This is a genomic window from Paenibacillus sp. VMFN-D1, assembly GCF_003386155.1.
Taxonomy (GTDB): Bacteria; Bacillota; Bacilli; order Paenibacillales; family Paenibacillaceae; genus Paenibacillus_AQ; species Paenibacillus_AQ favisporus.
In genome coordinates this window covers 1,732,991-1,752,900 of record NZ_QRDU01000001.1, presented here as the reverse complement: position 1 = coordinate 1,752,900, position 19,910 = coordinate 1,732,991, and the positions used below count along the sequence as shown (strand labels likewise).

The following is a 19,910-nucleotide window of genomic DNA, read 5'->3' as shown; positions in this document are numbered from 1 at the left end:
TATTTTCAAGGATGATTCAGAATATATGTTCTGGTATAATGATCAGGAGAATTTTGGAAAACAACAATACCTTCATGAATTGAAGTCGATTAATTCATTCAATCCCCATAAGGAGGACTATCCATGCCAAAGTTAATTGGCTCCGCGGCCATAATTCTCGATGCTGAGGGAAGAGTGCTGCTGGTAAAACACAGCTATGGCAAACACAATTGGGACCTGCCTGGCGGTAAGGCGGAAGAGAACGAGTCGGCTCAAGAAACCGCAAAAAGGGAAGTATTTGAGGAAGTCGGCATGGAAGTGCTTATCGGGAACCTGACAGGCATATATTACGATCCGGATTATGACATTCATCACTTTGTGTTCCTTGCGACGAGTAAAGATACCCGTGTGCCACAGCCAAGCTCGCCTGAAATTGTAGAATGCGGATTTTATTCAAGGGACGAACTTCCTAGACCCATTAGTGATTTCACATGCAGACGGATCGAAGATGCACTGCGCCATACCCAAAACCATGAGCTGTTTCACAAGGTGGGGCCAAGACAATGGATCGAATAGGGAGCAATAGGGGATCCATAATGTTCGGGCTACTAAACGAGGAGATGTGAACATGGAACTTGCACTCGAATTTATCCAAAGCATGAAGGTCAAGCTGATATCGGAACAAAGAGGGACGCTTAAAGCCATTGAACAAGTGTCGGAAGAAGATATTACCTGGCACCCGACTCCGGAAAGCAACAGTATTGCTAATTTGGTTGCGCATATTCGGGGCGCGGCCCACTCACGGGTTGAGACGATCCTGTATAACATTCCGGACAAGCGGGACCGGGATAAAGAATTCGAACGTGGACTGATGATGACGAAAGAAGAAGCATATCAGCATACTAAAGAAGCGTTTGATATCATTCTTCAGTATCTTCAATCCGAGCCGGAGCAATTGTTGTCCCAGCCTTTCCTCCATCTGCCGCCGCTTACATACAGCCAAGTGAACAACGAAACGACAGCCCTAAATCTGATGATGGCGATGTTCAGAGAAGTGCACTACCATACGGGACAGATCATTTATATTGCCAAAATGAGAAAAGGCGAGTTAACTTGGGACTGAAGAGATCAGAAACTGTGGTGCTGTACATTTTTCGGAAAGGGGACAGGGTATGGAAAAAATGAAATGGTTGCTGCTTGCGATCTCATCGTTGATCTTGGCAGTCTGCTCGTTACGGGCAGGATATCTGTGCCTGCATCCGATGATCCCCGAGACAGGTCCTGTGGGTGAGCCTCCTGAACCTGACCGTTTTCAAGCTGTTCTTTGGTATATAGCTTCCGGGTTATTATTCATCTCATTCATCATCGCTGTTGTTCGATCGATCAGCAGCTGGGTGCAAGTGGGATGGCGTATTTCCGATGACTAGAGATCGGGTCAACCGGACCATCGGCTATTTTACTACCAAAGCAGGCTATACAATAGAATATTCGATTGTTGGAAAAGGGGAGCCTCTTCTAATGATGCATGGAGGTCATTCCAATTGCCGTGAAGAACTGGGTTACCGGGAGTTTTACGAACACGGCTACTCGGTGATCACACCATCCAGACCGGGTTACGGTAAGACGTCAAAGGAGTTAGGTGAGAATCTGAGTGTCGCTTGCGATGCTTACAAGGAACTCTTAGACCATTTATGCATCGATCAGGTTCACCTCATCGCGATATCGGCCGGAGGGCCAAGCGGAATAAATTTTGTGACATCCTATCCGCAGCAGGTCAGAAGCCTTGTGCTTCAATCGGCCGTTACTCGGAGGTGGCTGACTCCAGCTGACAAATTATACAAATCGGCTCAAATCATGTTTAATCCTTCACTGGAAAAATACGTTTGGGCGATGATGAGAACGATGAACTATTTTTTCCCCAAGCTGATATTCAAGAGCATGATCGGTTCGTTCAGTCAATTACCGACATCGGAGGTATTAAATCAGACGAACGAGCACGACTTGGAGCAGTTCTCCAATATGTTGAAAGATCAGAGGTCCGGTCACGGTTTTCTGATCGACCTGGTGCAGACCGGGAAGCAGCTTGATCATGAATTGTCCGCTATCAGGTGCCCGACTTTGATCATGCACAGTATTCATGATGCCTCCGTGCCCATAGATCATGCCCGATTTGCTCATGAGGTGATTCTCAGTTCCCAGTTATGTGAATTGAATTCGTGGGGTCATTTAATTTGGGTTGGAGAAGACTCCGCTGAAATGTATCGAAAATTGTTTGTGTTTTTAGACAAACACTAAACGAATTGCACGGGAGTCAACAAAACTAGCACTCCTCTGATCCTATGCTGCCAACAAAGCAATCGAAAAGAAACGCCGGTTCCCTTGATAGGCTACAATCATCATAGAAATGAATATAGCCGGGAGGTAGGATGCGAATGAATTTGCACAAGATTACCCCAAACCTGTGGTTCGATTCTCAAGCTGAAGAGGCGGCGAATTTTTATACGTCCATTTTCCATGATTCCCAAATTGGCAGAATTGCCCGCTACGGTCCGGAAAGCCGTGGTGTAGAGGGAACGGTGATGACCGTGGAATTTCAATTGGAAGGGCAGCCATTTGTCGCACTGAATGGGGGTCCGCATTTTAAGTTCAATGAGGCCATATCTTTTATCGTTCATTGCGATGATCAGGAGGAGCTGGACTATTATTGGGATAAGCTCTCCGAAGGAGGGGACGAAAAGGCGCAGGTTTGCGGTTGGTTAAAAGATCAATTCGGCGTATCCTGGCAAATCATCCCCAGCCATTTAACGGAGATGATCAGTGACCCCGACCCGGCTAGAGCAGGGCGAGTCATGCAAGCCATACTCCAGACGAAAAAGAAAATCGACATAAAGGCGCTGCAGCAAGCTTACGAAAATTAAAGTTATTCTTACCCGCGTTAAATACGAAGGTTCGAAGAAAAGGTCACCTGTCAGGGTGGCCTTTTGTATTTTTGCTTCTTACGGTTGGAGGTCATCACAATAACGCCGTAACATTCCTGCCCTTCGCAAATTTTTTGCTTTAACAAAGCCGCTGTGATTTACTTCACAGGCAAAGCCTCCCATATCCGTTACGATATAAATGTAATGAATTTCACAAGGTTGCACGGGAGGCGTGTTTATGAGCAGACGATTGGTGATGATAGGCAACGGGATGGCGGGGGCGCGGTGTATCGAGGAAATTCTCCGCCGGGACCGCGACCGCTACGAGATAACGATGATCGGGGATGAACCGTATCCCAACTATAACCGCATTATGCTGTCCCCTGTGCTGCAAGGGAAAACGACGTTTGAAGAAATCACGATTAACGATTGGGACTGGTATCAGTCCAATAACATACATTTGCTGTCCAAGGAACGGGCTATAGAGATTAACCGAGCGTCGAAAGAAGTCCGAACCGACCGGGGAACCGTCGTCCCCTACGACGAGCTCATTATCGCGACCGGATCCAGCGCGTTTATTTTACCTGTACCAGGACACGACCTGGAAGGCGTCGTCGGTTTCCGCACCATTGAAGACACGAAAATGATGCTGGAAACGGCTAAACAATACAAAAAGGCGGTCGTGATCGGCGGCGGACTGCTCGGCTTGGAAGCAGCTCGCGGATTGATGAACCAGGGGATGGAGGTTCATGTCGTTCATTTGCTGCCCCATCTGATGGAAATGCAGCTCGACGCGGCAGCGGCAAAGCTGCTTCAGCAGGACCTGGAAGCCCAGGGCATGAAGTTTCTGATGGAAAAGAAAACAACCGAAATCTACGGTGACGGGAGAGTACAAGGGCTTCGGTTTGAAGACGGAACGAACGTCGAATGCGATCTTGTCGTCATGGCCGTCGGCATCCGTCCCAATGCAGCGCTGGCGCGGGACGCGGGGCTGGCGGTTGGCCGGGCGATTCAAGTCAACGACCTGATGCAGACGACGGACCCGTCGATTTATGCCGTAGGCGAGTGCGCTGAACACCGCGGTATTGCCTATGGTCTGGTAGCTCCATTGTATGAACAGGGCATCGTGCTTGCGGACCACCTTACAGGCCGGCCTACGGAAGGTTACGCGGGCAGCGTGTTGTCCACGCAGCTTAAGGTAGCGGGATGCGATCTGTTTTCCGGTGGAGAAATCCACGCGGATGCGGACACGAAAGCCATAGTCGTGCAGGACGAGGTCGCCGGATCCTACAAAAAGATCCTGGTCCGCGAGAACCGCATCGTCGGCGTCGTGCTGTACGGGGACGTATCCGACGGAACCCGGCTGTTCAGCCTGCTGAAGAAGGGCAGCGACATTCAGGAATATACGAGTGCCTCCGTGCTCCATAAAGCCGGGGGAGACAGCGGACTCGATGTCGCGTCGATCAGCGCGGACGAAACGATTTGCGGATGCAACGGTGTAACCAAGGGACGCATCGTCGGCGCCATTCTCGAAAACGGACTGACCACGTTCGACGAAGTGAAAGCTGTGACCAAAGCCGGAGGCTCATGCGGCAAATGCCGCGGCATGGTTGAGGCGATTCTTGCGCATACGCTGGGCGACAAATTCGACGCATCGGCGCAGAAGGCGGCAGGCATGTGCGCATGCACGACGCTTACCCGCGATGAGGTGGTGGCCGCGATTCGCGAGAAAGGTCTGCAGTCGCCAAGGGAGACGCGCATCGTGCTCGGGTTTGCATCCGAGGAGGGCTGCTCGAAGTGCCGTCCGGCACTGAATTATTATTTGCGGATGCTGCATCCCGAGACGTATGCCGACGATAAGGCATCCCGATATGTCAACGAACGAATGGAAGGCAACATGCAGAAGGACGGTACGTTCTCCGTCATTCCGCGGATGTATGGCGGAACGACGACACCGGAGGATTTGATCCGCATCGGTGAAGTTGCGAAGAAATACAACGTGCCGCTGGTAAAAATTACGGGCGCAAGCCGCATCGGGCTGTACGGCGTACAGAAGGAAGACGTCCCTAACGTTTGGGAGGAGCTGGAGATGCGTTCGGGATACGCCTACTCCAAGTCGCTGCGTAACGTAAAATCGTGTGTCGGTTCGAGATTTTGCCGGTTCGGCACCCAGGACTCGTTAGGACTAGGTATCCGGCTGGAACAGGAGATCGAGATGGTCGATACGCCGCACAAAATGAAAATGGGCGTGACCGGCTGTCCGCGAAACTGTGCCGAAGTATTGACGAAGGATTTTGGCGTCGTCTGCGTGGAGAACGGATACCAGCTGTATTTTGGCGGAAACGGCGGCACCGAGGTCCGGGAATGCGACAGCCTGACGACGGTGGCGACTGAGGACGAAGTGATCCTGTTGGCTAAAGCCTACGTTCAGCTATACCGGGAAACCGGCATTTACGGCGAACGCACAGCCCCATGGGTGAAGCGCATGGGCACAGATTGGGTGCGCCAAATGTTGGACAATGAGCAGGAGATTGCCGGTTTAGCCAGCCGCTTCGAGCATGCGAAAACAACGTATCGGGAAGCATGGTCGGCCGCGCTGGAAGACGAAGAACGCCGCCGGATGTATACCGTGGAGAGACCATAAGGGGGGAAGGGCATGAGCGTGACGAGAGAAATGATGAAAGTGATGAAGCTGGATGAGCTGAAGCCGCAGATTGGCAAGGAGGTACGCGTTGGCGATGAGTCGATTGCGTTGTTCCGGCTGTCAAACGGGGAGGTGCGGGCGGTTAGCAACCGGTGTCCCCACAAGAACGGTCCGCTGGCTGAGGGCATCGTGTCGGGTGAATTTGTTTTTTGCCCGCTCCACGACTGGAAAATTTCGCTGACGACTGGGGAAGTGCAAAAGCCGGACGACGGCTGCATCCAGACCTACAAAACCGCGGTCATCGACGGTTACGTCTATATTGGAGGACTGAAGGAGCATGAAAAACACCATTCAGATCGTTGAAACCGCCGGGATAAACAAGGTTAGCCTTATGAACCGGAGTATAGGCAAATACTTTGTATCCTCCATGCTTGCCGGTTTGTTCGTTGGTCTCGGCATCATACTGATCTTTACGATCGGCGGACTGCTCGCTCCGGTTCACGCACCCGCCATGAAGATCGTCATGGGAGCCAGCTTTGGTATCGCTTTGAGTCTGGTCCTGATGGCAGGATCGGACTTGTTTACAGGCAACAATATGGTCATGGTGGTCAGCACGCTGAACAAGAAGACGACCTGGCTCGATACGCTTAAAATATGGCTGTACAGCTACCTCGGCAATTTTGCCGGATCCTTGCTGGTCGCGGCGATCTTCGTATGGACGGGATTGGCGAAAGGGGGAACGGCCGAATTCATCAACAGCACGGCTGCTGTTAAAATGAATGCACCGTTTATGGAATTGTTCATGCGGGGAATTTTATGTAACACGCTCGTCTGTCTTGCCGTCTGGTGCTCCATGAAGCTGAAGGAAGAGACCGCCAAGCTGGTCATGATTTTCTGGTGTCTGTTCGCCTTTATTACTTCCGGATTCGAGCATAGTGTGGCGAACATGACGCTGCTCTCGGTTTCGCTCTTCATCCCGCATCCAGACACGGTAACCTGGGGAGGGCTGGCCGCAAACCTGATTCCGGTTACCCTCGGTAATATGGTCGGCGGCAGCGTGTTCGTAGGTCTGGCTTATTGGTATATGACGAAAGATAAAGAGAAAGTGGAGATCGAAACTCTGCCGCAAAGCAAAAGGTCTGCAAGTTAATGATCTGAAATAATCAACACCGTGAGCCTTCCCTTAGAGAGCCCCAAGGGTGCAGCGGGAATGAAAGCCAAGAAAGCGCGGTACGCCCCATCAGGTCGCTTTCTTGGCTTTTGGTTTCCACGTTGGCGCTTCCGTCACAGCAGGTTCCTCGATGATAGCCATTGCTTCATCGTAACGGCGGCTTTTAAATAGAATGATCAGTTCCTCCAGATCTTCCCTGTCCAACAGCTTCACCCCGTTCACGGCCGCCAGGATGCGGCAGGATTCGGTGTATCTTCCGGAAGTCAGCACGATGGCCCGCTCAGCTTCATAGTATCTCATCGAAGTATAAATCTCCTGAACCGCGCCGATGCTGACCGGATTGCTGTTCCCGTAGCGTTTGGCCTGAAGGACGTTTCTCAGTCCGCTCTGATCCGTAAACACCAAGTCGGCGCCGAAGTCCCGGCTGGCTGTCGTTTGATACACTTCTCTATATCCGAGCTCGTGAAACAGCCGGAAGAGATACAGCTCAAATTCAGAGCCGTCTGCCATTAAATCGATATCCTTGATCGTAATCTTGCGCGGATTCGCCTCCCGGCGGATCCTTTTTCTGCGGTTTCTGACCAAACGTATGACGAATAGGACGAGGAGCAGGGCAATCAGCCCTGCGATCATGATGGTCGTTGTATCCAAGGTAGTAGGCAAATTAGGTTTCCTCCAAATATCCGAATGTTTGTTCCTATCCACTATATCAAAATCGCGTCAACGAAGGAAGTCATTTCAAATGACTTGCCAGCTGAACATGACCGTAAGAGAGTAAAGGATATACATAAATAAAACATGGGGTGTGATTGTTAAATGACCGGGACGTTGAATTTCGAGGAATGGTTGGAACGGGATCGGGATCGGGATCGTGACTCCGCTCTAGTCGTGCTCATGTGCGGAATCGCCGGTTCCGGGAAAACTACATTTTCCCAGAGATTGGAGGAACAAGGATTCATCCGTCTCTCTATTGACGAGGAGGTGTGGAACACGCACGGTCGTTACGGAATCGATTATCCGGTTGAAAAATACAGAGAATACTTGGATGTCGCGCATGCAAGCTTACGAAAAAAGCTAGTCACTTTGGTTCAAAACAAAAAGCAGGTTGTGGTCGACTCCAGCTTTTGGAGCCGTTCCGCGAGAGATGACTATAAACGGCTTATTGAACATTCGGGAGGAAAGTGGAAGTTAATTTATTTAAAAGTACACCCTGATGAATTGCGAAAGCGCCTCAAGGTCCGGAGCCAACGTTTCGATGCGAACGCCGCTTTTCCTATAACCGAGGAGACGTTGAACAATTTTCTTAACTCGTTTGAAGAGCCACAGGGAGAAGGAGAAATCGTAATAGAATATGGGATAGAGCAACAATAGTCGGCAGATTCTGCTGGTCTGTTTTGCGGATTACTAAAAGGCTGCCGTACGCACGGCAGCCTTTCGTAGTTCTACAGGAGGAACATTAGCACTTCTCATCTCAGCACAATTTTCTATTACAGATCAACAGTAATTTTTCGCGTTATCTTCATCGTTCTGATCAGAATATTTGGAACAATCAGCAGCAGTACGATCGCTCCGTAGACGCCGATGGTATAACTCAAAGCATATTCCAACCCAAAACCCTGTTGAAGGACGGAAGTAATCAGATGAATGAGCAGGTTTGTAAAACAAAACGCATAACTCCGAATCATCCAGTTGCGGTGCCGAATGACCCGTTTCTTCTTAATTTGAATGAGTGCCGTCACTGTAATGAACAGCCAGATTAAATTTAGCGCGTTAAACGCCATGCTCGTCACTTTTCCTCCGGTGGCATAAGGGGCCATATACCCGGAAGTGATAACAACAAGAAGCACCGACACCATATACAGGTATCCGTTGATCCGATGGAATTTTCGGCTTTTTTGAAAAACGCGGTTGGAAAAATTGACAAGCCCAGCCGCCATGGCGATGCACGCAAAAGCAACATGTATGCGCATAACGCTTAACCACGCTGGGAGGTGAATTTCACGTTGAAGACCGGTTTTATGGCTTAAAAAACCTTCCGCACCGGGATCGATAATAAAATTATCCAATAAAGCGTAAAGGATAAACAAAATACTGACACAGGCCAACACACCATATAAGATTTTTCGTTTGTTCACTTCATTCTTAACCCCCAAAGCTCTTCAATTCATTGTTGAAAAGTTGATTTCAAGCGCTTGCCGGCGACCCTGGAGGCCGGAAGCACGCCGGCTTTGGCGGTGCCGTGCAGCTCGTCACCATCGACGGTTACATCAAATTTCAGGTTTAAACGCATCGGCTTGGTCACTTGCTGGGACCAGGTTAGCTTGTTACCTTGAATGACGGGACTCATAAATTTGACCGTTTCATCCCCTTGGGTGGCCGTTCCACGGACTTCCCCATGGCTTGTTGCGATGGAGAGCTTGACATCCATTTTACCCACGGGCGTTGCAATGGTCACATCCCATTCTCCGTCGAAAACGGACTCTGTATGTCCGGATGTGTTTTGAAGGGGAGGGGAAGGTGGATTCACCGCTTCAGTACTCAGCACAAGGTTCGATTCCTTGTCTGTTTCGGTCTTCTCCGAGTTCGGCACCATTCCCTGTGCCCGCCATGCGATACCTCTCCGCTCGTATTCGAACAGCTCCTCGATCGCATGGGCGATCCGAGGGCCAAGCTCGCGTTCCACCAGATGCAGGGCAACATCGAGCCCGGACGTTACGCCGCCGCCACTAACCAAATTGCCGTCGTCCACGACACGTGCTTTGACCGGCAGAACACCGGTTGCGCCAAGGACTTCCATGCCCAGATGATGCGTAACGGCCCGTCTGCCTTCCAGCAAGCCTCCCATGGCCAAAACCAAGGACCCGCCGCATACGGTGGAGACAATGATGTCTTTCCTTCCAAGGGCTTCCCTGATCATGCCGGTCAATTTGGTATTTGCGGTTCGTGCCAATATGGCTGGGACGGAATCAGGACCGTCGCTTTCGACATCCCCGGCAGCCCCGGGAACGAGAATAATCCCCGCTCGATTTGGATCCAGTTTACCGGCTGCTTCAATAGGCAGGCCCTGGGTGCCGCTGGCCACAGCTCTTGCTCCTTCGGCGGTGACAAGCTTCACCTCCAGCGCATCATTGGACATCATCGCCGCGGCACAGAAAACTTCATAAGGTGCCAAGGCATCCAGCAGATCGAAGCCATCAAAAAGAACGATTTGAACGGTTAACATCGATACATCCTCCTTCATTGAAGACGAAGCCCGTACGTTCAACTTGAGCCCCTTGTATTTTTACGCGAGACACGATCGCCGAACGGGTACATGATGGGCAATCATCGTTATTTGGTCAGCAAGTCCTTAAGCCGGCTATATTCCTGTTCGTCAATTTCACCTTTGGCCATCCGGTTTTTGAGAATCCAGGCAATGTCATCCTCCCGGCGGCGGCTATTACCGGACTTGTGACGAATGGAATAAATCCGAACCGCAAAAAAACAAAAAAGCGTGATACAAAACAAAGCGCTAAACACGTATACACTGCTGTTTTCCATGGTCAACCTCCTTCACGAACAACATCCTATCAAATGAATATCTCGAATGAAGAAATAAAAGTGTCACAAAACGATAAACATTGCATCACAAAATGGGAAGGGCGGTTAGCTCTTCACTAAAAAGATGATAAACTAGGATGCGAAGGTGGGATGTATGTACATGAGCGTAAGCCATACGATTCTCGTTGTAGACGACGATCTCAGCATCGTCGAACTGTTGAAGGACTTTTTGGAGAATGACCATTTTCGTGTGATCACGGCCTGCGATACGGCAGAGGCATGGGACATGTTTGAACGGAATACAGTTCACGCGATCATTCTGGATATTATGATGCCGGGACAAAACGGGTTTGATTTATGCCGCCGGATTCGCGCGGATAGCGACGTTCCGATCCTTTTTCTGAGCGCGCGCAGCGATGATGTGGACAAGATTCGGGGGTTGACGCTCGGCGGCGACGATTATATCGTGAAGACGGCTTCTCCGGGAGAGATTGTCGCCAGGCTAAAAGCCGTCCTGCGGCGCACCGCTTCGCGGGAGCATACGAAGGAAAGGATCCTTGACTACGGCCGGATCCAATTAAACTTGTCTACCAGGGAAGTTTTTGTGGATGGGGTCAGCATCGTGCTCACCCCGAAGGAGTACGATTTGCTGCGATTGTTCGCCGAACATCCAAGGCATGTATTTTCCTATGAGCAGCTGCTCGCCAAGTTTTGGGAAGGGGTCGGCGACCGCCATACGATTCGGGTTCATCTCAGCCGGCTCCGGGAGAAAATAGAGGTTGACGCGAATCAACCGCAATACCTGGTCAACGTGTGGGGAGTAGGGTATCGCTTCGAGGGAGGATAAGATGAAAACACTTCGCATTCGCACATTTACGATACTCTGCCTATTTATGATCACGCTCGTGCCCTGGGTATTTTTCGTTGCAGCCAACTTTCTGGAAACCCATTCGCTAAAAATCGGCTCAAACCAGCCGTACGATGAAAGTCTGCAGAAAGATATAAACGAGGCCATTCACATGATTGAGATGGGCTCGGGCCAATGGCGGGATCCGAACTGGCAAGGCCAGCTGCAAAGCGAGCTGCGTCAAACCAAGCTGGACGCCGTCATTTTATCCGATTCCGATGAGGAGATTTATCGGTCGACCGAGCGTGAAGGTGGCTTGCGGTCAACTGAGCGGTTCTCTGTCATCGATAATGGCCATTTGCTTGGAAGGGTGGTTCTTTACCTGCCCAAGTCTAATACGCTGCCAATGATATCGGCGTTTGCCGGATTGCTGCTCGCTTTTTTCATCGTTGGCGTAGAGATGCGGAGATTCCTGCTAAAGCCCCTGGAGAAAATGAGCCGGGCCGCAAGGCAAATCGCTTCAGGCGATTGGGAGGTGCGGTTACCGAAGTCCAGAATTACGGAAATTGCTGAAGTAAGGGATGGATTTGATGTGATGGTTAAAGGGCTGGGAACGTCATACCAGAAGCAGGTAAAGCTGGAGGAAGAACGCCGCTTTGTCATATCTGCGGTTGCGCATGATTTGCGTACTCCGTTGTTCGCCCTGAGAGGATATTTGGACGGCTTGGAGCAAGGCATTGCCCAAACGCCGGAGAAAATTTCAAAGTATGTGGCGGTGTGCAAGGAGAAATCGGCCCAGTTGGATCGGTTGGTGGAAGACCTGTTTACTTTTACGAAAATGGAGTATTGGGATCGTCCATTGAACAAGGCGCCAATCGATTTACCGGTCGTGCTCCAGCAATCCATCGACAGCTTGAGTCCCAGTGCCGGGCATAAAAGTATTGTGATCAACAGCCATTTGGCCGCCGATTGCATCGTTAGCGGGGATGCGCATCTGCTGGAGCGCGCACTGAGCAACCTGCTGGATAATGCGGTGAGGCACACCCCGCCAGGCGGTACGATCGATGTCCGATGTAACAAGAAAGAAGGGGAAATCGCGTTTGTGATCCGAGACAGCGGGCCGGGGTTCACGGCGGAAGAGCTGGAGCGCGTGTTCGAACCGCTGTACCGCGGGGAAGCGTCCAGAAACCGTTCGACCGGGGGCAGCGGCCTGGGATTAACCATCTCGCAGCGAATTATCCGGCAGCATGGAGGCGAACTCACGGCAAGCAACGATCCAGAGGGCGGCGCAAGGCTGACGGGCTGGATTCCAGCTGCAGACTCACATCTTTTTTGATAGAGCTTACTGCGGATAACACTTTGAAATAGGCTGGTCACTGCCATTCGGCGGCCGGCTTTTTTTGCGTATAAGCAGCTGCTTCTATTTCTTTCGGTTGGTCCTGATTTGGCAATATGTCAGGTTGACTCGACAATTTTTTATTTTCCTTTATATAATATGTATAAATTTCCCCCGTTAAGAAGCAGTTCCGCTCAATTGGAAAGTTGTCATTTTGTTGCGTAAGTACAAAGTGTTACCATCTCTTCCAGCAGTAACCTTAAAGAAACAATCGAATATTTTTTTCTAAGGATTGGGAAGCGCTTGCATTTAAATTGCCAGTCTATCGCCATATAAAACGAATTTAAAACACACTAATAAGGGTGGTATAATATGAATTTATCAACGCTGCGAAGATGGCTGTGGCCGCAAACGAGTTTCCAGGGGAAAATTTTTATGGCTTTCGGCCTGATCACATTTCTGTCCATCGTCTCCGTCACCGCTATCGTCTATGTGAATATGCGCGAGACGATCAAGCATAACGCGGTCACATCCGTCTCGGACAGCATTCGGCAGGCGGATGAATCATTGAACGTCATGCTCGAGGAGATCGACCGGCTGAACACGGTTGTCGTGACCAATAAAAACACGGTGATCAATACGATCATGAGCCCGAACGAAGAGCCAAGTTATGAATGGTTCCTGGAACAGAAGCGGATTACGGAGTATTTATCCGGACTGATTCAGTACAAGCCCTATATTTCCCGCATGGCGGTCGTCGGGCTGAACGGAAAAGTATTTTTTACCGGCGGTCCCTGGATGGACCGGAGCGTTTTGGGTACTCCGATGCTCAACTACATGCTGCACAATGGATCACGTCATGCGTATTTTAAGCCGGAAGGAACTGCGGATGCCATTACCGTCGGCCGTGAGATTCGCTATAACCGCGAGACGGTCGGCATCGTCATGGTTGACTTGGACTATGACTTTATTAAAAAAACGTACGGAGTCAAACCGACCGCGGACAGCATGCTGTATGTTCTTGATGAGCAGAACGGCTATGTGTATCAATCCGAGTCTGCGCCGTCTTCTTATGCGCCTCCCCTGGACAGAATCGTCCAGATCAAAGGGAAGCTTGCCGGAGATAACGACGTCGTGGAGCAGAAGATCAACGGCAGGTCCTACATCGTGGTCAGCCGCCATTCCGAATACACGGGCTGGAGCACGCTGGCACTGATTCCGCTTGATTCGTTACTTAGCGAATCGACGCGAATCCGTAATTTGATGACCGAGGTATCGATCATCGTCTTTATCGTCATCCTGATCGGCTCCCACCAGGTTTCTTCGCGGACCACTATAAATATTCGTCGGCTCAGATCGATGATGATGCAGGTGAAGGACGGGAATCTGTCGTTTCCCCGAACAGAAATTCACTCAAAGGACGAAATCGGACAGCTGTACCGCGTGTTCATCAGCATGGTAGACGAATTGAAACGGCTGATGGAAGGCATCCGATTAAGCGAGAAGAAGAAGCGGGAGGCCGAGCTGACCGCCCTTCAGGCGCAGATTCGTCCGCATTTTTTGTACAATTCGCTGAATACGATCAAGTACTTGGCCAAGCTGAACGGGGTGCCCAATATTGAGGAAGTATCCGGCTCACTCATTGAGCTCATGCGGGGTTTATTGGGGAACTCCAACGAATTTTTAACGCTGCGCGAAGAACTTGACTATGTGAACAGCTACATATCCATCGTGAAGTACAAATATTTGGAACCCATCGAGGTGCACACGCAGATCGAAGACGACGCTTTGCTGGATTGCCGTGTGCTGAAGCTGATGCTCCAGCCTCTCGTCGAGAATGCGATTATGCATGGGATCGGTCCATCCGGGGAAGGGGGCTTCGTCCTGATTCGGGTCTATGCGGAGCATCAAGAACTGCGGATCGAAGTCACGGACAATGGCCGGGGCATGACACAGGACCAGATCGACGCTCTTCTTGGAGCAGCGGACCGTGAGGAAATGCCGTCACGCTTCAGCAGCATGGGCGTACGCAATGCGAACGAACGGATCGTGAGAATGTTCGGCGAATCGTACGGTTTGAGCTTATACAGCGAGCCGGGTCTGTACACGAAGGTAGAAATTCGTTTTCCGCAAATCCGTAACAGCGATCAATCTGATCAAGAGGTGGTCTAATGATGTTTAAAGTACTGTTGATCGACGACGAGCCGTTGGTTGGCAATGTCATTCGAACGTTATTCAACTGGAAGAAGAACGGGTTCGAGTTCATCGGCGAAGCTTACAGCGGCACCGAAGCATTGGGGATGATGGAGGAGTCGCAGCCCCACATCGCCATTATCGACGTGAACATGCCGGGGATGAACGGAGTAGAGCTCCAAAGGATCCTCCAAGAGCGGTATCCGTCGGTTAAGACGATCATGCTCAGCAGTTATGACGATTACGATTATGTCCGCGAATGCTTGCGAAACGGGGCTGTCGACTATTTGCTCAAGCACCGGCTTGATGAGGCGTTGCTGCTGAACGTTTTGGGCAAAGCCGTTAAGGATTTACAGGAAGAAGACCGGGTGGAGGAAGGAAGGCTGGCGAGCAAAAAAATGGCGGAGACGATGAAGCCCGTATTGATCAGAAGCCGCATTGCCGAGCTGGTGAGAGAGAACGGGGAAGGGGCAGGTAGACTTGAGCTTGCGGGCGGGCTGGAAGGCTTGTATCCAGGTGCTGTCCGTTATGCGGCAGCGGCACTGCAGATCATCCCGTTCCTGCTGCTGACGGAGTCGTTCAGTGACAGCCAAACGAACCGGCTGGTACAGCAGGCGGTCGATGTGATGCAGCAGAGCCTTGGAGACATCCATGAGCGGACGGCCGCTTACGTGGAGAACGGGCGGCTGATGGTCGTGTTTGCGTTCAAGGAGCGCAGCGAACATGCCGGCTGCAGCGAGGCGCACCGCTGGATGGGCAAAGTTCAGCATGCGCTGGAGCTGATGCTGAATTTGAAATCCGTCTATGCCCTTGGGCATCCATGTGCAAGCTTGACGCAGCTGGGGACGAGCTACAGATCGGCCGAAAAGGCGCTCGATACCTCTCCTGTCGTGGAGAAGGGCATAAGATCCGAACGTGTGACCCATAACGAGCCTGCTGCCAAAGAAAGACCGAACGAGCAGCATTTTCGTGTTGCCTTGACGATTGAGGAACAGAAACAGCTGCTTCTTGCCCTGGAAAGTCTGGACCAGGAAAGGATACAGCAGCTGATCGCCTCCGTTTGCGGTTCTGTATGTCATCAGCCGCTTCATTCGCCTGCGGTGCAGATGATTGTCAGCGAGCTGCTGCACACCGGCGACAAGGCTCTGAAGAAGTCCATTTCCACACCTGCAGCGGAAGCCGTCATGTCAGAACTCCCGCCGAGACGCGATCTAGGGCGGATCGGCAGCATGTATGAGCTTGAGGAATGGCTGAGATCCTACTTCACCGCCTTGCTGAATTTACTGAAGCGTCAGCGTGCTGGAGGCAGCTATTCCCGGCATGTCTCGCAGGCTATCCATTTTATATTGGAGCGGTATCAAGGTTATATCAACTTAGAAATGGTGGCGGCTTCCATCGGGCTTAATCCCTCTTATTTAAGCCGTTTATTCAAAGAGGAGACGCAGTGCAACTTCTCGGAATACGTGAACCGTATACGCATCGACGCGGCCCAAAAGCTGCTGGAGAGCGATCAATATTCGGTCAAACAAATCAGCAGCCAAGTGGGCTTTACGACATATAACTATTTTTTCAAAGTGTTTAAGGAGCTGACCGGGATGACACCGCATGCTTATGTGGAGAGCCTCCGTCCGGAACGACAGCGGTCGAAACCGTAAAATATGTGGAGTAAATAGTCAAATAAGTAGAATTTGCTGTCATGCCGGGTGAACTATAATACTCACATGCACCAGGGGAAACGCTTTCAACTGTTCCCAAATATACAAATACGGAGGTCATAGAATCATGTACAAACTTTGGGGTAAATATGCGCTGAGCACAGCGCTCGTTTCCGCTTTACTGCTCTCGGGCTGCAGTTCCAACAGCGGTTCGGGAACCGATGCAAAGACGGCGGAGCCGTCCGAAGCAACGGTGAATGAGACCGGGTTTCCGCTAACTAAAGAGCCCGTCACACTGAACATGTTCACCCGGATTGCCCCGCTGAATGGTCCTTTTAAGGACATGCCGGTGTTTCAGGATTATGAAAAAATGAGCAATGTGCATGTAAACTTCACCGAAGCGCCGACAGACGGCTTCCAGGAGAAGAAAAACCTGCTGTTTGCGTCCAATGAGCTGCCTGACGCTTTTTACCGCTCAGGCATTACGCCGCTTGAAGCGACGCAGTATGGTGCCGTTGGCCAATTGATTCCGCTGGAAGACCTGATCGACAAATATGCGCCGAACCTGAAATCACTGATGGAACAGTACCCGGAAATCCGCTCGGCGATCACGACACCGGAAGGCCACATTTACGCGATCCCGGGAATCGTGACGCTTGCAGCCGCCCGTACGGATAAGAAGTGGATCAATGAGGCGTGGCTGAAGAAGCTGGGCCTGAAAGAGCCCGAAACGACGGACGAATTGTACGATGTGCTGGTGGCCTTCCGCGATAAGGATCCAAACGGCAACGGCAAGAAGGATGAAATTCCGATGACCGCCCGGGCGGGCCTGGCTGTCGTCAACTTGATGAGCGGATCGTTTGGTCTCGACCAGCAGCTTGGTTACAACATCAATCTGGAGAACGACAAGGTCAACATCTGGATGGGCAGCGAGAAGAACAAAGAGCTGCTCATGTACCTGAACAAGCTGTACAAAGAGAAGCTTCTGGATCCGGAATTGTTCTCGCAGAAGGAAGCGCAGTATTTGGCCAAACAGGGCTCGGGCAATGCCGGATTTTTCTTTGATCAGACGAACAACAACTTTCTGCCTATTGCCGACCAATATGTAGGGATTGCGCCTCCGGCAGGTCCGCACGGCGATCGGCTGCAGGCCCAGACAGCGCCGGTGCCGCGTGACTTTGGTGCCTTCGCCATTTCGTCCGTCAATAAATATCCGGAAATCACCATGCGCTGGATCGACTATTTCTACAGCGACGAAGGATCGACCCTGCTGCGGTTCGGGCGAGAAGGCGAGCACTATGAGCTTAAGGACGGAATTCCATATTATAAAGAAGACTTCCTGAAGACCGACAACCAGCCAAAAATCACACCTTATGCTGGAGGAGGAGCGCCACACCTCATTAGTGATAAGGTAGCCTCTTATATCAATCCTCCTCAGGTGCAGGAAGCTCAGAAGAAGCTGGATCCATACATGCCGAAGGTCCGTTATGCGGCTCCGATGTTCGATGAGAAGACAGCACAGGAAGTCAACATCCTCCGGAACGATATCGACAAGTATTACGAAGAACAAAGTACCAAATTCATTGCCGGTGCGCTCAGCTTCGATAAATGGGATGAATTCCAATCGACGCTGAAAAAGATGCAGATCGACAAGCTTCAGGAGCTGTATCAAGCAGCCTATGACAAGATGGAGAAGTAATGATGATATTTCGTCATGAGGTAAGGAGTAGATGGTTATGAAGAGCGCGCAAGTCCAGGCGACGGCCGCTCCATCCCGGGTTTCCGCAAGACGGGGGAGACGCATATGGATTCAGATGGTCAAGCGGTACGACCTGTATCTCATGCTGCTGGTGCCGATCGCCTGGTATTTGATCTTTCATTACGGGCCGCTGTACGGTCTGCAAATTGCTTTTAAAAATTTCAACCCGGCCAAAGGAATTATAGGCAGCGGCTGGGTCGGCTTCGATCATTTCGAACGGTTTTTCGATTCGTATTACTTCGGGCGGCTGCTGTGGAACACGTTATCGATTAATCTGTTCTCGCTGCTGATCGCTTTTCCGATTTCCATCGTGCTGGCGCTGATCGTCAACGAAATTCGCAGCAAATCGTTCAGCAAGCTGCTGCAAAATATTACGTTCATACCGCACTTTATTTCCGTCGTCGTCATCGTAGGCATCCTGAACGTATTCCTCTCGCCCACGACGGGGCCGATCAATTCGCTGATTGAGGCATTCGGCGGTTCGCCGATCCGATTTCTGGAGGAGGCCGGCTGGTTTAAAACGATTTTCATCGGCTCGAACATATGGCAGAACATGGGCTGGCAATCGATCATTTACATCGCGGCACTCAGCGGGATCAATCCCCAGCTGTACGAAGCGGCGAAGATGGACGGTGCCTCCCGGCTGCGGCGCGTGTGGCATATCTCCTTGCCGGGAATCGTTCCCGTCATCGTGATCATGCTGATCCTGGACATCGGCCATTTCATGGACATCGGATTCGAAAAAATATTACTAATGCAGAACAATTTGAACCTTGAGGCGAGCGATGTCATTTCCACGTTTGTGTACACGACCGGTATTCTCAAAGGAGAATACAGCTACACCGCGGCCATCGGGCTGTTCAACTCGGTCATTAACCTGGTGCTGCTGCTATTGGTGAACCGGTTTGCACGCAAAACGTCGGAAACGAGCCTTTGGTAAAGGAGGAACATGCGCCATGTCTAAACAAGCTGCTGCAATGATCAGCAGACCGAGGGATGAGCGGGTGTTCGATGCGGTCGTGTATACGATCGCATCGCTCATCATTCTGATCGTGCTTTATCCGCTCATTTTCGTGGTCAGCGCTTCGTTCAGCGACCCGGCGAAAGTGCTGAACGGGGAAGTATGGCTGCTGCCGAAAAGCGTGTCTTTGGACGCGTACTCGAATATTTTTCATAACGGAAAAATATGGACGGGATACATGAATACGATCATTTATACGGTAGTCGGCACGATCGTCAATATGATCCTGACTATATTGGCGGCTTATCCGCTGTCAAGACCCGACCTGCCCGGCCGGAAAGTGCTGATGGTCATCATTACGCTTACGATGTTTTTTGGCGGCGGGCTGATCCCTACTTATTTGCTTGTCAAAAATCTGGGCATGCTGGACACGATGTGGGCCTTGATCGTTCCGGGAGCGATCTCCACGTACAACCTGATCGTTATGAGAACGTACTTTCAGGGCAGCATCCCTTGGGAGCTGCAGGAGGCCGCCCACATCGACGGATGCTCGAACTGGCGGCTGTTGATCAACATCATCCTGCCCCTGTCCAAGCCGATCCTGGCCGTTATGGTGTTGTTTTATGCCGTCGGCCATTGGAACTCATTTTTTAATGCCTTGATCTATATCCGCGACGAGGGTCGGTATCCGCTGCAGCTTGTCCTGAGGGAAATCTTGTTGATCAGCCAGACCGACGCCGTTGACGGCAACGTCGGACTGGAGAGCAAGGTGCTGCTTGCGGAAAGTATCAAGTACGCGGTCATCATTATTTCCAGCCTGCCGATTTTGATTATGTACCCCTTTGTGCAGCGGCATTTTGTCAAAGGCGTCATGATTGGCTCCATTAAAGGATAGACATGGGCAGAC

Annotated in this window: 20 protein-coding genes; 16 read left to right on the top strand and 4 right to left on the bottom strand. The window is 51.0% G+C overall.

Annotated elements, in window-relative coordinates:
• Window positions 1–123 precede the first annotated feature (123 nt).
• From C7820_RS08195 to C7820_RS08160, 8 genes are all read left to right on the top strand, one after another.
• Window positions 124–555: an NUDIX hydrolase gene (locus tag C7820_RS08195; RefSeq protein ID WP_116230522.1), complete on the top strand. Its 432-nt coding sequence runs from the start codon at window positions 124–126 to the stop codon at window positions 553–555.
• A gap of 52 nt (window positions 556–607) precedes the next feature.
• Window positions 608–1,102, top strand: coding sequence for a DinB family protein (locus C7820_RS08190; RefSeq protein WP_116230521.1), 495 nt, complete (start codon window positions 608–610; stop codon window positions 1,100–1,102).
• Window positions 1,103–1,151: 49 nt separating this feature from the next.
• A complete protein-coding gene (locus C7820_RS08185; RefSeq protein WP_116230520.1) occupies window positions 1,152–1,406 on the top strand; it encodes a hypothetical protein in 255 nt (84 codons plus the stop codon).
• Complete coding sequence (locus tag C7820_RS08180; protein ID WP_116230519.1) at window positions 1,399–2,274, top strand: alpha/beta fold hydrolase; 876 nt, start codon at window positions 1,399–1,401, stop codon at window positions 2,272–2,274. Before C7820_RS08185 ends, C7820_RS08180 begins: the two co-directional genes overlap by 8 nt.
• Window positions 2,275–2,405: 131 nt before the next feature.
• Window positions 2,406–2,897, top strand: coding sequence for a VOC family protein (locus C7820_RS08175; RefSeq protein WP_116230518.1), 492 nt, complete (start codon window positions 2,406–2,408; stop codon window positions 2,895–2,897).
• Window positions 2,898–3,135: 238 nt separating this feature from the next.
• The gene (nirB, locus tag C7820_RS08170) at window positions 3,136–5,541 is read left to right on the top strand and encodes a nitrite reductase large subunit NirB (protein WP_116230517.1); all 2,406 of its coding nucleotides are present in this window, start codon (window positions 3,136–3,138) and stop codon (window positions 5,539–5,541) included.
• 12 nt (window positions 5,542–5,553) lie between these two features.
• Window positions 5,554–5,904, top strand: coding sequence for a nitrite reductase small subunit NirD (gene nirD, locus C7820_RS08165; protein ID WP_116230516.1), 351 nt, complete (start codon window positions 5,554–5,556; stop codon window positions 5,902–5,904).
• On the top strand, window positions 5,879–6,691 hold the full coding sequence (locus C7820_RS08160; protein WP_116230515.1) for a formate/nitrite transporter family protein: 813 nt from the start codon (window positions 5,879–5,881) through the stop codon (window positions 6,689–6,691). Before nirD ends, C7820_RS08160 begins: the two co-directional genes overlap by 26 nt.
• A gap of 90 nt (window positions 6,692–6,781) precedes the next feature.
• Here the strand turns inward: C7820_RS08160 and C7820_RS08155 are convergent, their stop codons facing one another.
• Window positions 6,782–7,345: a restriction endonuclease gene (locus C7820_RS08155; protein WP_116231682.1), complete on the bottom strand. Its 564-nt coding sequence runs from the start codon at window positions 7,343–7,345 to the stop codon at window positions 6,782–6,784.
• 183 nt (window positions 7,346–7,528) lie between these two features.
• Here C7820_RS08155 and C7820_RS08150 point away from each other — a divergent pair, with 183 nt between their 5' ends.
• The gene (locus C7820_RS08150; RefSeq protein ID WP_116230514.1) at window positions 7,529–8,083 is read left to right on the top strand and encodes a P-loop nucleotide/nucleoside kinase family protein; all 555 of its coding nucleotides are present in this window, start codon (window positions 7,529–7,531) and stop codon (window positions 8,081–8,083) included.
• Between the two features lie 116 nt (window positions 8,084–8,199).
• Here the strand turns inward: C7820_RS08150 and C7820_RS08145 are convergent, their stop codons facing one another.
• The 3 genes from C7820_RS08145 to C7820_RS08135 form a co-directional block, all read right to left on the bottom strand.
• A complete protein-coding gene (locus C7820_RS08145; protein ID WP_116230513.1) occupies window positions 8,200–8,847 on the bottom strand; it encodes a DUF2306 domain-containing protein in 648 nt (215 codons plus the stop codon).
• A gap of 29 nt (window positions 8,848–8,876) precedes the next feature.
• On the bottom strand, window positions 8,877–9,935 hold the full coding sequence (locus tag C7820_RS08140) for a DJ-1/PfpI family protein (protein ID WP_116230512.1): 1,059 nt from the start codon (window positions 9,933–9,935) through the stop codon (window positions 8,877–8,879).
• Window positions 9,936–10,042: 107 nt separating this feature from the next.
• A complete protein-coding gene (locus C7820_RS08135) occupies window positions 10,043–10,252 on the bottom strand; it encodes an SHOCT domain-containing protein (protein WP_309545743.1) in 210 nt (69 codons plus the stop codon).
• A gap of 160 nt (window positions 10,253–10,412) precedes the next feature.
• On the opposite strand from C7820_RS08135, the gene C7820_RS08130 reads away from it, so the two are divergent.
• The 7 genes from C7820_RS08130 to C7820_RS08100 all read left to right on the top strand — a co-directional run bounded on the left by C7820_RS08130 (window position 10,413) and on the right by C7820_RS08100 (window position 19,898).
• On the top strand, window positions 10,413–11,099 hold the full coding sequence (locus C7820_RS08130) for a response regulator transcription factor (RefSeq protein WP_116231681.1): 687 nt from the start codon (window positions 10,413–10,415) through the stop codon (window positions 11,097–11,099).
• Window position 11,100: 1 nt separating this feature from the next.
• Entirely contained in the window at window positions 11,101–12,435 is a 1,335-nt protein-coding gene (locus C7820_RS08125) for a sensor histidine kinase (RefSeq protein WP_116230510.1), read from the top strand.
• Between the two features lie 372 nt (window positions 12,436–12,807).
• Window positions 12,808–14,607 (top strand): cache domain-containing sensor histidine kinase, encoded by a 1,800-nt coding sequence (locus C7820_RS08120; RefSeq protein ID WP_116230509.1) that lies wholly within the window; start codon window positions 12,808–12,810, stop codon window positions 14,605–14,607.
• A complete protein-coding gene (locus C7820_RS08115) occupies window positions 14,607–16,283 on the top strand; it encodes a response regulator transcription factor (protein ID WP_258875166.1) in 1,677 nt (558 codons plus the stop codon). Before C7820_RS08120 ends, C7820_RS08115 begins: the two co-directional genes overlap by 1 nt.
• 127 nt (window positions 16,284–16,410) lie before the next feature.
• The gene (locus C7820_RS08110; protein WP_116230508.1) at window positions 16,411–17,982 is read left to right on the top strand and encodes an extracellular solute-binding protein; all 1,572 of its coding nucleotides are present in this window, start codon (window positions 16,411–16,413) and stop codon (window positions 17,980–17,982) included.
• Between the two features lie 37 nt (window positions 17,983–18,019).
• Window positions 18,020–18,982: an ABC transporter permease gene (locus C7820_RS08105; protein ID WP_089547274.1), complete on the top strand. Its 963-nt coding sequence runs from the start codon at window positions 18,020–18,022 to the stop codon at window positions 18,980–18,982.
• Between the two features lie 16 nt (window positions 18,983–18,998).
• Window positions 18,999–19,898: a carbohydrate ABC transporter permease gene (locus C7820_RS08100; protein WP_258875165.1), complete on the top strand. Its 900-nt coding sequence runs from the start codon at window positions 18,999–19,001 to the stop codon at window positions 19,896–19,898.
• Window positions 19,899–19,910: the final 12 nt, after the last annotated feature.